Origin of the sequence: Streptomyces colonosanans (assembly GCF_001866645.1) — a bacterium.
Classification (GTDB): Bacteria; Actinomycetota; Actinomycetes; order Streptomycetales; family Streptomycetaceae; genus Streptomyces; species Streptomyces colonosanans.
This window is the reverse complement of the sequence record NZ_MLYP01000071.1, coordinates 1-12,242: the sequence shown is the minus strand read 5'-3', so window position 1 is coordinate 12,242 and position 12,242 is coordinate 1. Positions and strand designations below refer to the sequence as shown.

Sequence of the window (12,242 nt, the reverse complement as noted above, 5' to 3'; positions counted from 1 at the left end):
CGAGCCGTTGACGACGCGCGCGTGTCGCGTCCCGGCCGGAAGGAGGCGAGAGACATGGACTGCAGTAGTAGTCCGGGCCACAGTCGGCCCCATCCCCGCTTGTCCTCGCATTCTTCCGGCACGCGGTAACCACCTTCCCCGCGCGGCTTTCCCGCCGCGTCTCGCGCATCCGTGCGGCCTCTCGGCCGCCACGGGCCGCCGTCCTGCGCACTCCGCGCGGGGAATGGCTTCCACGCGCCCCTGACCTCCCCCTTTTGGGGGGATTCGGGAGGTACGACATGACACGTTCGACCGCGCACGCAACCGCCGAGGCACACCGCACGGCGGTGCTCGACGAAGCGCACACCGGAGACATCCACGGTGCGCTGGGCACCATCCGGCTGGACGACACCGCACCGCGCACGGGCCCGACCGCCAAGCTGCGGACACTCTTGGCGATCATCGGCCCCGGTCTGATCGTGATGGTCGGCGACAACGACGCCGGCGCCTTCGCCACCTACGGCCAGGCCGGCCAGGACTACGGCACCCACCTGCTGTGGACTCTGCTCCTGCTCATCCCCGTGCTGTACGTCAACCAGGAGATGGTGCTGCGACTGGGGGTCGTGACCGGTGTCGGGCACGCCCGCCTGATCCTGGAGCGTTTCGGGAAGTTCTGGGGCGCGTTCAGCGTGATCGACCTGTTCCTGCTCAACGCCCTCACCCTGGTGACGGAGTTCATCGGAATCACACTGGCGGCCGGTTACCTGGGCCTGCCCAGGACGGCCGCGGTCGTGCTCGCCGCGGGGGTCATCATCGCGTCGGCATTCACCGGCTCGTTCCGCCGCTTCGAACGGGTGGCCATCACCCTGTGCGCGGCCTCGCTGCTGCTGGTGCCGATCTACTTCATGGTCCACCCGGCCACCTCGCAGATGGCTCGCGACTTCGTCGTCCCCACCATGCCGGGCGGCACCGGTCAGCTGTCGACCGTGATGCTGCTGATCATCGGGATCGTCGGGACCACGGTGGCGCCGTGGCAGCTGTTCTTCCAGCAGTCGTACGTGATCGACAAGCGGATCACCCCGCGATTCATGCGGTACGAGAAGGCCGACCTGTGGATCGGTATCGCCGTCGTGGTCGTCGGCGCCGCCGCGATGATGGGTTTCACCGCCGCCGCGTTCGCCGGGACGCACGGCTCCGGGAACTTCACGGACGCCTCCGGTATCGCCCACGGACTGGCCGTACGCGCCGGCCATCTGCCCGGTGTGCTGTTCGCGATCGCGCTGCTGGACGCCTCGATCATCGGCGCCTTCGCGGTCTCGCTGTCGACGGCCTACGCGATCGGTGACACGCTCGGCCTGAAGCACTCCCTGCACCGCCAAGTGGGCGGCGCGAAGGGCTTCTACGCCGTCTACGCCGGGCTCGTCGCCGCCGCCGCGGCCATCGTGCTGATCCCGGGCTCGCCGCTGGGCCTGCTCACCGAGGGCGTACAGACCCTCGCCGGGGTCCTGCTGCCCTCCGCGTCGGTCTTCCTGCTGCTGCTCTGCAACGACAAAGCGGTCCTGGGCCCGTGGGTCAACGGCCCGAAGACCAACGCCTTCACCTCGGCCGTGGTCGCGGTCCTGGTCATGCTGTCGGTCATCCTGACCGCGGCGGTGCTCTTCCCGGACATCACGGCGAGCACGATCCTCGACATCATGGCCGCCTGCGGCATCATCGGCGTCCTGGCCGCCGGGTACGCCCTCACCCGCCGCCGTACGGGTTCCAAGGAGGACCCGGTGGACCGCACCGGCCGGGACACCTGGCGTATGCCTCCGCTGGAGACGTTGACCCGGCCGGCCATGTCCACCGGCTACAAGATCGGCATGGGTGCGCTGCGCACCTACCTGCTGATCGCCATGATCCTGGCCGTCGTCAAGATCGTCGAAGTGGCCCTCGGCCACTGAATCCACCTGCCGAGCACAGGGGGCGGCGCACCCTCCCCGCCCCCTGTGTTTGACACGGGGAAGATCGACTTCCTATCTTTCACTAACACATTAGTTAAAGGGTGGTGGTGACAGTGATCGAGTACCGCATCGAACGACGCAGCGGGGTCCCCACCTACCAGCAGATCGTCAGGCAGACCGAACAGGCGCTACGGCTCGGTCTGTTGCGGCCCGGGGACAAGCTCCCCACCGCCCGCGAGGTGGTGGAGGCCACCGCCGTCAACCCGAACACCGTGCTCAAGGCCTATCGGGAGCTGGAACGTTCGGGTCTGGTCGAACCGCGTCCGGGGCTCGGCACATTCGTGCTGCGCACACTCGGCGTGGGCGAGACGGACAGCGAGCTGCGGGACGAGTTGCAGCGGTGGACCGCCCGGGCGCGCCGCGCCGGGCTGGAGAAGGAGGACGTCATCGCTTTGGTGACGTCCGTGGTGGAACGGGAGTTCACCGGCGGTGCCGCGGACGGCGGAGCCGGCGCGCGGACACGGAAGGCGAGGACGTCATGAGCGACCGGGCCGAAGGGGCGGCGGCCGTACGGGCCGACGGCCTGGACGTGCGGCGGGGTGGGAAGACCGTACTGCGAGGGGTCTGCCTGGAGCTGCCCGCGGGCCGGGTCTGCGCGCTGGTCGGCCCCAACGGCGGTGGCAAGACCACCTTCCTGGAAACGGCCGCGGGACTGCTGCGACCGCACAAGGGGACGGTGCGACTGCTGGGCGCGGACCCGGACAGCGACTCGGGGCGGGCCCGGCTCGCGTTCGTCGGACAGGACAAGCCGCTCTACCCGCGGCTCACCGTCGCCGACACCCTGCGGATGGGCCGCGACCTCAATCCCGGCTGGCGGCCCGACCTCGCCGCGCGGATGCTCGGTGAACGGATACCCGAACAGGCCCGTATCGGATCCCTGTCCGGCGGACAGCGCACCCGCGTCGCCCTCGCGCTGGCCATGGGCAAGGCGGCGGACGTGCTGCTGCTGGACGAACCCCTGGCCGATCTGGACCCGCTCTCCCGCCACCATGTCACCTCCGTACTCATGTCGGATGCCGCCGAGCGCGGCACCAGCATCGTGATGTCCTCGCACGTCCTGGCCGAACTGGAGGGGGTGGCCGACGAGTTGCTCCTTCTCGACAACGGCGGCGTCCGGATGTCCGGCCCCGTCGACGAGGCCCTGGCCGACCACCGGCTGCTCACCGGCTCGACCGCCGAGACCGCACCCCAGGACGTACCGGCCCTGCCCGGCGTAGTGGAGGCCCGCACCCGGGGACGTCGGACGACGCTCCTGGTGCGCGGCGACGGAACCTTGCCGGGCGGCCCCTGGCAGAGCGAAGAACCCTCTCTGGAGACGTTGTTGATGTCCTACCTGCGCTCCCCCGAGTCCCCGCCGTGGATCGCCTGCCACCCGGGCGAGACCGTCCCGGAGGCGACGCACACGGGAGCGGCGGCATGAGCACGCAGACCCTTGCCCCGTCCGCCCCCGTCGCCTCGCGCTCGGGACTGCTGCGCACGGTGACCCGGCGCCGACGGACCCTGTTCCCGGCCGCCGCCCTCGTCCTCTTCGCGGTCTTCGCCTGGGCCGCCGCCAACCGTGCGGCACTGTTCGGGGCCAGGGAGCGGAGCGACGCCTGCACCCCCCTGCGACCGGCCTGCGACGCGGCGTTCGTCGACCTGATGGACGCCGACGCGGCCGTGCAGTACTTCCAGTACGCCCTCATGCTGCTGCCGCTGCTGGTGGGTGCGTTTGTCGGCGCGCCGCTGATCGCGCAGGAACTGGAGCGGGGCACGCACCGGCTGATGCTGACCCAGTCGCTCTCCCCCACCCGGTGGCTCACCGCCCAATTCGCCCTCCCCGCCGCCGTCGTCACGACGACCGCCGCGGGCTGCTCGCTGGCCGCGGCCTGGGTGCGCGCGGCCGCCCGGCAGACCACCGCGCAGAACGCGTGGGGGCGCTGGGAGCCCTCCGTCTACTCCACCTTCGGCATCGTGCCCGTCGCCTCGGCCCTGCTGGCCCTCGCCATCGGGATCCTTGTGGGCACCCTGGTGCGGCGCACCCTGCCCGCGATGGGCATCACGCTCGTCGTCTGCGCGGGCCTCGGCGCCCTCGTCACCTGGGTACGCCCCCACCTGCTGCCGCTGCGCACCTGGGTCGGGCACGGCGGCTACCAGTTGAAGGGCGAGGTGTGGATGCTGCGTGACGGCGTCGTCCGCAAGGACGGTACGTGGCTGCCCTACGACCAGTGCCATGCCCCGGGCGGCTGCCGTACGGGCACCGTCTTCGAGGAGTACCACTCGGCGGACCAGTTCTGGCCGATGCAGGGCGTCGAGTCGGCCCTCCTGCTCGCCTGCGCCGCCGCGGCCGTCGCCGCCACCTACGCGGTGCTGCGTCGCAGGGCCTTCTGACAGGAATCGTCGACCGCCCGTCAGAACCCTTCTGACGGGCCTCGTCGGCCGCCTCTTCGGGGAGTGCCCCCCGGCACTCGCCTCCCACCCCCTCCTCCTCACCCCTTCTGCTCCCTCGCCCGGGGCTCTCCACGCCCTACTTCCACTAAGACACTAGTTATTTGGTTGAAGCGGACCCGGCGCATGCCACCCGCACACACCCACGGACAGGAGCTTCACGCCCCATGCCTCCCGCACAGAAGAACCTCACTGCCGACCGCAGTTCACTCCTGCACCGCGCCGGCTACGCGTTGCGGCACCCTCAGCGCGTGCCCCGGCATCTGCTGCGCGCGGGGCGGGACGCGTGGCTGCGCATGCGTCACCGTGACCACGTCTCCTACTACCGGGCGGTGATGCGCAGCGACACCGCACGCAACCCGCAGGCGGCCGTGGGCAGTCGCAGCCATGAGAGCTGGCTGCGGCTGGGGAAGATGCAGTTCGACTACCTGGTGCAGCACGGCCTCGCCCCCGGCGACCGGCTCCTGGAGATCGGCTGCGGCAATCTGCGGGCCGGCTGGCGCTTCATCGACCATCTGGAGCCCGGCGCCTACCACGGCATCGACATCTCGCCGGACATCCTCGCCGCCGCCCGCCGCACCCTGATCGAACGGGACCTGCGCGACAAGGTGCCGCACCTTTCACTGGTGCAGAACCTCACCTTCGATTTCCTGCCCGACGCGCACTTCCGGGTGGTGCATGCCCACAGCGTCTTCTCCCACTCTCCGCTGGACGTCGTCGACGAGTGCCTGGCCCACGTCGGGCGCATCCTCGCCCCCGACGGCTGGTTCGACTTCACCTTCGACCGCACCACGGGCCCCGAACACCAGGTGCTGCGCGAGGACTTCTACTACCGCACCGAGACACTCGTCGACCTCGCGGCCCGCCACGGTCTGGCGGCCCGCCTCATGGACGACTGGGAGAAGCTCCCCCACGGCCAGTCCAAGATCCGCGTCACCCATGGCACCGGCCACTGAAGACCCCGGGACACCACCCCGGACGCCCGCGCGCCCGGGGTGGGCGCAGGGGCACCGAACTGCCCCACCCGGTAGCGGCATACGGCCTCCATGCAGCTCCGGCGATACACGGCCGAGCTCACTCCGATCTTCGCCCGACTGCTGCAGAAGATTCACGAGATGCCGAAGCAATGGGAGAGCATCAACGGGTGAATCACCGTGCCCGTCCGAGCGAACCCGTGGGCGACGCCTGAGACTTCTGACGCCACTGCCTGATCCGGGCGAGGGCGGACGTGGTCAATCCGGGAGCTCGATCCGGACACCGGTGCGTGCCGCGTACTGCTCGCCCCAGACGTACAGCGCCTCCAGTACGGGCACCAGGCTCAACCCCTCCTCGGTCAGCCGGTACTCGACCTCCGGCGGCCTTCCGCCGTCGGAGCGCCGCTCGATCAGCCCCCGGGCCTCCAACCCGCGCAGCCGCTGGACCAGCACCTTCTCGCTGACCCCGGGTATCCGTCGCCGGAGCGCACCGTACCGGTGCGCGCCTTCCTTCAGGTGGGCCAGCACGACCGTGGCCCACTTGCCGCCGATCACCTCCAGGGTCAACTCGACGGCGCAGGAGAAGCGTTGACCGCTCTCGGGTACGGGTTTCGGCGTCGGCATCGCTGTCCTGTTCCGGGTGCTTACCACCGGGTCAGCCCTTGTCGCGGACCCGGTATTGCTGTTGAGTCCACGCATGATTGTCGAGTACATCCGGTACCGGATCGCCGACGAACGACGGGCGGAATTCGAGAAGGCGTACCTCCGGGCCGCCGAGGCGCTCGGCGAGGCCGAGCAGTGCGTGGACTACGAACTGGCCCGCTGCACCGAGGATCCGGGCGCCTACATTCTGCGTATCCGCTGGACCTCGACCAAGGACCACCTCGAAGGTTTCCGCAGAGGTGAGCACTTCGCGGCCTTCTTCGCCGAGATCAAGCCGTACGTCGAGTCGATCGAGGAGATGCGCCACTACGAGGTCACCGATGTCGTGGGCCGGGGCGGCGCGGCTCCGACCCTGTACGAGTGGGCCGGCGGGGCGGAGGCCTTCGGGCGGCTCTTCACCCGGTTCTACGAGCGGGTCGCCGAGGACGAACTCCTCGCCCCGGTCTTCGCCGGAATGGACCCGCACCACCCCCAGCACGTCGCGGCCTGGCTCGGTGAGGTCTTCGGTGGTCCGGCCCGGTACAGCACCGAGCACGGCGGCCACCGCCACATGGCATCCCGGCACGTGGGCCGCGCGCTCACCGAGGAGCACCGCCGCCGGTGGGTGGCCCTGCTGACGGACACCGCCGACGAGGTCGGCCTGCCGGACGACCCTGAGTTCCGCGCGGTCTTCGCGTACTACCTGGAGTGGGGCACGCGGATGGCCCTGATCTACTCGGGCCCGAACCCGCCCCCGCTGCCCGACACCCCGATGCCCCGCTGGGACTGGGGCATCACGCCGCCGTACCGGGGCTGAACAGAGCTGGGGACGCACACGCCGCCCCGACGCACCTGAAAGTCGGCACCGACTCGGCACGGGAACGCGGAGGGGGCCGGACTCCCGCCGGCCCGGCCCCTTCTGATCTGCATGTCCGCCTGGTCAGCGACGTGGCGTCATGTCACCCGCTCACACGTTGAAGCGGAACTCCACCACGTCCCCGTCCTGCATGACGTAGTCCTTGCCCTCCATGCGCGCCTTGCCCTTGGCGCGGGCCTCCGCGACCGAGCCCGCGTCGACCAGGGCGCCGAAGGAGATGACCTCCGCCTTGATGAAGCCCTTCTGGAAGTCGGTGTGGATGACACCGGCAGCCTCGGGGGCGGTGGCGCCCTTCTTGATCGTCCAGGCGCGGGCCTCCTTCGGACCCGCCGTCAGGTAGGTCTGCAGGCCCAGGGTGACGAAGCCGACGCGGGCCAGGGTCGCGAGGCCCGGCTCGTCCTGGCCGACCGACTGGAGGAGCTCGAGGGCCTCGTCCTCCTCCAGCTCGGCAAGGTCCGCCTCCAGCTTGGCGTTGAGGAAGATCGCCTCGGCGGGGGCGACCAGCGCGCGCTGCTCCTCCTTGAAGCCGTCGTCCATCAGCTCGTCCTCGTCGACGTTGAAGACGTAGAGGAAGGGCTTCGTGGTCAGCAGGTGCAGATCGTGGAGCAGCTCCGCGCGCTCGCTGCCCTGGACGACACCCTGCGAGAAGAGCGTGTCGCCCTTCTCCAGGATCTCCTTCGCCTCCTCGACTGCCTTCACCTTCGGGGCGACGTCCTTCTTGATCCGCGACTCCTTCTGGAGGCGCGGCAGGACCTTCTCGATCGTCTGCAGGTCCGCGAGGATCAGCTCGGTGTTGATCGTCTCGATGTCGCTCTTGGGCGAGACCTTGCCGTCCACGTGGACGACGTTCTCGTCCTTGAAGGCGCGGATGACCTGGCAGATCGCGTCCGACTCGCGGATGTTCGCCAGGAACTTGTTGCCCAGGCCCTCGCCCTCGCTCGCGCCGCGCACGATGCCCGCGATGTCGACGAAGTCCACGGTCGCCGGGAGGATCCGCTCCGAGGTGAAGATCTCGGCCAGCTTGGTGAGACGGGTGTCGGGGACACCCACGACACCGACGTTCGGCTCGATCGTGGCGAACGGGTAGTTGGCCGCCAGCACGTCGTTCTTGGTCAGGGCGTTGAACAGGGTCGACTTGCCGACATTGGGCAGACCGACGATTCCGATCGTGAGCGACACGTTGCGACTTCCCGTACGTGAGGTTGGAGAACAGGACTGGGGCTGTGTGGGCCCGGGTCCGTCAGGATGGCTGTGCGGGCCGATCCCCCAGTCTACGGCGTGCCGGACACCGCACCGGCGATGTATCGAACGCTTGGCCAAGGTCTCGCCAGCGGCGTGTCTGATGGGTCATTCCGCACATAAACAGACCTAAGTTGGTCCAGTGGAGCAACACAGGACGCGACCCCGGCAACACGAAGCGCGACGCGGTGCGCCGCCCCTTCCCCCGCAAGGCCGGCGGGGCCCGGCCGCCGCGACGGTGCGGCCCGGCACGGCAGCCCGGTCCGCCCTCGGGCCGGCCGGTCCCGGCCGGCCCGAGGTACGGGGCGGTGCCGTCGAGACACGGCCCGCAGCCCGTGGGAAGGTCGGCGTCCAGCGGCGCCCGGCGCCGACCGGGCGGACCACCCCACCGCTGGCCCAGGCGGTCAGGCACCTGCCCAACCCCCGGCTCACCGGTCTCGGCAGCGGGCTGTTCTGCGTGGCCACGATGGTCGCGCTCGCATGTCTCGACCACCTGCTGTTCGAGGCGTCCGTGACCGTGTACGGCGTGCTGTTCCTGCCGGTGGCCGCGCTGACCGCGCTGTGGGTGCGGCGCGGGGACCTGGTGACCGCGCCCGTGGTGGTGCCGATCGCCTACGCCGTCGGCCTGCTGATCGTGGCCGACGGCGACGACGGGCTCACCGGGCATCTGGTGGGACTGGTCACCGCGCTCGCCACCCAGGCGGGCTGGCTGTACGGCGGCACGCTCGTCGCGGGCGTCATCGCGACCGTACGCAGGGTACGGATGATGCGCCGCCGGATCGCTGCACAGCGCCGCCGCCCGGCCTGACGGCCACGACGGTGTCGGCGGCCGGCCGGCACCGCTGCCCTACCGGCTCTGCTCCGCCCTCATCGCCGCGCCCACGATCCCCGCGTTGTTCTGCAGTTGCGCGGGGATGATCTCCGCGGTGACGCCCTCGATCAGCGGCAGGAACTTGTGGGCCTTGCGGCTGACGCCGCCGCCGATGATGAACAGCTCCGGAGAGAACAGCATCTCCACATGGGCGAGGTACTTCTGCACACGGCGGGCCCACTGCTCCCACGTCATGTCGTGGTCTTCCTTGGCCTTCGTCGAGGCCCGCTTCTCCGCCTCGTGGCCGTCCAGCTCCAGATGGCCCAGTTCCGTGTTCGGGACCAGGGCGCCGTCGATGAACAGGGCGCTGCCGATGCCGGTGCCGAGCGTGAGCATGATGACCGTGCCCTTGCGGTCGCGGCCGGCACCGTACTTCATCTCGGCCACGCCCGCCGCGTCCGCGTCGTTCAGCAGCGTCACCGGGAGGCCGTCCAGGCGCTCGCCGAACAGGGCGCGTGCATCCGTGCCGATCCAGCTCGTGTCGACGTTCGCCGCCGTGCGGATCGTGCTGCCGCCGGCGACCACCCCGGGGAACGTGATGCCGACCGGGCCCGTCCAGCCGAAGTGGCCGACGACCTCCTTCACTCCGTCGGCCACGCTCTCGGGCGTCGCGGGATGCGGGGTGAGCACCTTGAAGCGCTCCTGCGTCAGATCGCCCCGCTCGAGGTCCACGGGAGCGCCCTTGATGCCGGATCCGCCGATGTCCACGCCGAAGATCTGCATGGGCACCACGGTACGTCGTACGACCGGCAGGCACTTCTCGGTGCCGTAAGGCCGTTGGAGCCTTCACCGCGGGGGCGCGGCGTCACTTCTCGCCGGTGCGCTCCGCGATGAGTGCCGCCGCCTCTGCGCGCAGGTCCCGGCGGAGTTCCTTGGGGAGGGAGAAGATGATGGACTCCTCGGCCGCCTTGACGATCTCGACGTCCTCGAAGCCGCGCTGCCCGAGCCACTCCAGGACCTGCTCGACCAGGACGTCCGGGACGGAGGCGCCCGAGGTCAGGCCGACCGTCGACACGCCTTCCAGCCAGGCCTCGTCGATCTCGTCGGCGAAGTCCACGAGGTACGCGGCGCGCGCGCCCGCGAGCTTGGCGACCTCGACCAGCCGCTTGGAGTTCGAGGAGTTGCGGGAACCGACCACGATCACCAGGTCCGCCTCGGCGCCCATCTGCTTCACCGCGAGCTGGCGGTTCTGCGTGGCGTAGCAGATGTCGTCGCTGGGCGGGGAGATCAGCTGCGGGAACTTCTCCTTGATCGCGTCGACCGTCTCCATGGTCTCGTCGACCGAGAGGGTGGTCTGGGAGAGCCAGACGACCCTCGACGGGTCGCGCACCTCGACGTTCGCGACGTCCTCGGGGCCGTCGACGAGCTGGATGTGGTCCGGGGCCTCCCCGGAGGTTCCGATGACCTCTTCGTGGCCCTCGTGCCCGATCAGGAGGATGTCGAAGTCCTCCTTGGCGAAGCGGACGGCTTCCTTGTGCACCTTGGTGACCAGCGGGCAGGTCGCGTCGATGGTGGCGAGCCGGCCCTCTCTGGCCTCGTCATGGACCGTGGGCGCGACGCCGTGCGCGGAGAACATGACGATGTTCCCCTCGGGGACCTCCTCCGTCTGTTCGACGAAGATCGCGCCCTTCCTCTCCAGGGTCTGCACGACGTACTTGTTGTGGACGATCTCGTGACGGACATAGATCGGGGCCCCGTACTGCTCCAGGGCCTTCTCGACGGCGATCACGGCACGGTCGACACCCGCGCAGTAGCCCCTGGGGGCGGCGAGCAGGACACGGCGGCCAGACGAAGCGGTCATGCGCACCATCGTAAGGCCGTGCCCCGGCGGGCCGGAGCCCCTGCTGTCGCAGGGGTTTCCGCCACCGCTCCCGCCCGCGTGAACGGCCGCACCCCCACCGGTCGGCGCACTGGCTGTCGTTGTCAGCTCCGGCCGTTACGCTCGGGCGCATGGCTGTGAAGACGTCCGCGGAAGCTCCCCTGCCCGTCGGTGAGGTGTCGCGGCTCATCGGAGCGTGGATCGACCGGCTCGGGGCCGTGTGGGTCGAGGGGCAGATCACCCAGCTGTCACGGCGGCCCGGCGCCGGTGTCGTCTTTCTGACGCTGCGCGATCCCTCGCGCGACATCTCCATCAACGTCACCTGCTACCGCCAGGTGTTCGACGCGGTCGCCGACGTCGTGAGCGAGGGCGCCCGGGTCGTCGTCCACGCCAAGCCCGAGTGGTACGCCCCCAGGGGGCAGCTGTCGCTGCGTGCCGCCGAGATACGGCCCGTTGGAGTCGGTGAACTGCTCGCGCGGCTGGAGCAGTTGAAGAAGACGCTCGCCGCCGAGGGGCTGTTCGCGCCCGAGCGCAAGAAGCCGCTGCCGTTCCTGCCGCAGCTGATCGGGCTCGTCTGCGGCCGGGCCTCCGCCGCGGAGCGGGACGTGCTGGAGAACGCGCGGCACCGCTGGCCCGCCGTCCGCTTCGAGGTGCGCAACGTCCCCGTACAGGGCGTGCACGCGGTACCCCAGGTCGTCCAGGCCGTGAAGGAGCTGGACGCGCTCGACGACGTCGACGTGATCATCGTGGCGCGAGGCGGCGGCAGCGTGGAGGACCTGCTGCCGTTCTCCGACGAGCAACTGGTGAGGGCGGTGGCCGCCTGCCGTACGCCCGTCGTCTCGGCCATCGGGCACGAGCCGGACAATCCGCTGCTCGACCACGTCGCCGACCTGCGCGCCTCCACTCCGACCGACGCGGCGAAGAAGGTCGTGCCGGACGTCGGTGAGGAGCTGCAGCGCGTACAGGCGCTGCAGGACCGGGCACGCCGGTGTGTGCTGGCGTTCGTCGAGCGCGAGGAGCGCGGGCTCGCACATGCGCTGGCGCGGCCCTCGATGGAGGATCCGCACCGCATGATCGACGAGCGCGCCGACCAGATCGCCGCGCTGGCCGACCGCGGCCGGCGCACGCTCGGGCACCTGCTCGACCGCGCCGAGTCGGAGCTCATGCACACGCACGCGCGCGTGGTGGCCCTGTCGCCGGCCGCGACGCTCCAGCGGGGGTACGCGGTGCTGCAGAAGTCCGACGGGCACGTCGTACGCGCGCCGGACGAGGTGTCGGCGAGCGAGTCGCTGCGGGCACGGGTCGCCGAGGGCGAGTTCACGGTACGAGTCGAGATCTAGTGCCGTGGCAGGCAACGTTTGCCCGTTAAGGAGCGGCGTTCGGTGCGTGCTCTCGGCGTGCCGGACGGAAG

General features: G+C 70.2%; 12 protein-coding genes. 8 read left to right on the top strand and 4 right to left on the bottom strand.

The genetic code is table 11. The annotated features are described in order from the left end of the window. Positions 1-278: 278 nt before the first annotated feature. The 5 genes from BIV24_RS25580 to BIV24_RS25560 all read left to right on the top strand — a co-directional run bounded on the left by BIV24_RS25580 (position 279) and on the right by BIV24_RS25560 (position 5,365). Positions 279-1,922, top strand: a complete 1,644-nt coding sequence (locus tag BIV24_RS25580; protein ID WP_071368799.1) for an NRAMP family divalent metal transporter — start codon at positions 279-281, stop codon at positions 1,920-1,922. A 113-nt stretch (positions 1,923-2,035) separates the two neighbouring features. After that, a complete protein-coding gene (locus BIV24_RS25575) occupies positions 2,036-2,464 on the top strand; it encodes a GntR family transcriptional regulator (RefSeq protein ID WP_071368843.1) in 429 nt (142 codons plus the stop codon). Beyond that, positions 2,461-3,402, top strand: coding sequence for an ABC transporter ATP-binding protein (locus BIV24_RS25570; RefSeq protein WP_071368798.1), 942 nt, complete (start codon positions 2,461-2,463; stop codon positions 3,400-3,402). Before BIV24_RS25575 ends, BIV24_RS25570 begins: the two co-directional genes overlap by 4 nt. After that, positions 3,399-4,352, top strand: a complete 954-nt coding sequence (locus BIV24_RS25565; RefSeq protein ID WP_071368797.1) for an ABC transporter permease — start codon at positions 3,399-3,401, stop codon at positions 4,350-4,352. Before BIV24_RS25570 ends, BIV24_RS25565 begins: the two co-directional genes overlap by 4 nt. A 224-nt stretch (positions 4,353-4,576) precedes the next feature. Continuing rightward, positions 4,577-5,365 (top strand): class I SAM-dependent DNA methyltransferase, encoded by a 789-nt coding sequence (locus tag BIV24_RS25560; protein ID WP_071368796.1) that lies wholly within the window; start codon positions 4,577-4,579, stop codon positions 5,363-5,365. Between the two features lie 276 nt (positions 5,366-5,641). Here the strand turns inward: BIV24_RS25560 and BIV24_RS25555 are convergent, their stop codons facing one another. After that, positions 5,642-6,007 carry a winged helix-turn-helix transcriptional regulator gene (locus BIV24_RS25555; RefSeq protein WP_071368795.1) on the bottom strand — a complete coding sequence of 122 codons (366 nt, stop codon included), beginning with the start codon at positions 6,005-6,007 and terminating at the stop codon, positions 5,642-5,644. A 73-nt stretch (positions 6,008-6,080) separates the two neighbouring features. On the opposite strand from BIV24_RS25555, the gene BIV24_RS25550 reads away from it, so the two are divergent. Next, positions 6,081-6,842, top strand: coding sequence for a group II truncated hemoglobin (locus BIV24_RS25550; protein ID WP_071368794.1), 762 nt, complete (start codon positions 6,081-6,083; stop codon positions 6,840-6,842). A 150-nt stretch (positions 6,843-6,992) separates the two neighbouring features. Here the strand turns inward: BIV24_RS25550 and ychF are convergent, their stop codons facing one another. Next, the gene (gene ychF, locus BIV24_RS25545) at positions 6,993-8,081 is read right to left on the bottom strand and encodes a redox-regulated ATPase YchF (protein ID WP_071368793.1); all 1,089 of its coding nucleotides are present in this window, start codon (positions 8,079-8,081) and stop codon (positions 6,993-6,995) included. A gap of 298 nt (positions 8,082-8,379) precedes the next feature. On the opposite strand from ychF, the gene BIV24_RS32500 reads away from it, so the two are divergent. Continuing rightward, positions 8,380-8,949, top strand: coding sequence for a DUF6542 domain-containing protein (locus tag BIV24_RS32500; protein ID WP_425442592.1), 570 nt, complete (start codon positions 8,380-8,382; stop codon positions 8,947-8,949). Positions 8,950-8,988: 39 nt separating this feature from the next. Here the strand turns inward: BIV24_RS32500 and ppgK are convergent, their stop codons facing one another. Together ppgK and BIV24_RS25530 are read right to left on the bottom strand one after the other, a co-directional pair. Next, a complete protein-coding gene (gene ppgK, locus BIV24_RS25535; RefSeq protein ID WP_071368792.1) occupies positions 8,989-9,735 on the bottom strand; it encodes a polyphosphate--glucose phosphotransferase in 747 nt (248 codons plus the stop codon). Positions 9,736-9,817: 82 nt separating this feature from the next. Next, complete coding sequence (locus tag BIV24_RS25530; RefSeq protein WP_071368791.1) at positions 9,818-10,822, bottom strand: 4-hydroxy-3-methylbut-2-enyl diphosphate reductase; 1,005 nt, start codon at positions 10,820-10,822, stop codon at positions 9,818-9,820. 140 nt (positions 10,823-10,962) lie between these two features. Here BIV24_RS25530 and xseA point away from each other — a divergent pair, with 140 nt between their 5' ends. Then, positions 10,963-12,171 (top strand): exodeoxyribonuclease VII large subunit, encoded by a 1,209-nt coding sequence (xseA, locus tag BIV24_RS25525; protein WP_071368790.1) that lies wholly within the window; start codon positions 10,963-10,965, stop codon positions 12,169-12,171. Positions 12,172-12,242 lie beyond the last annotated feature (71 nt).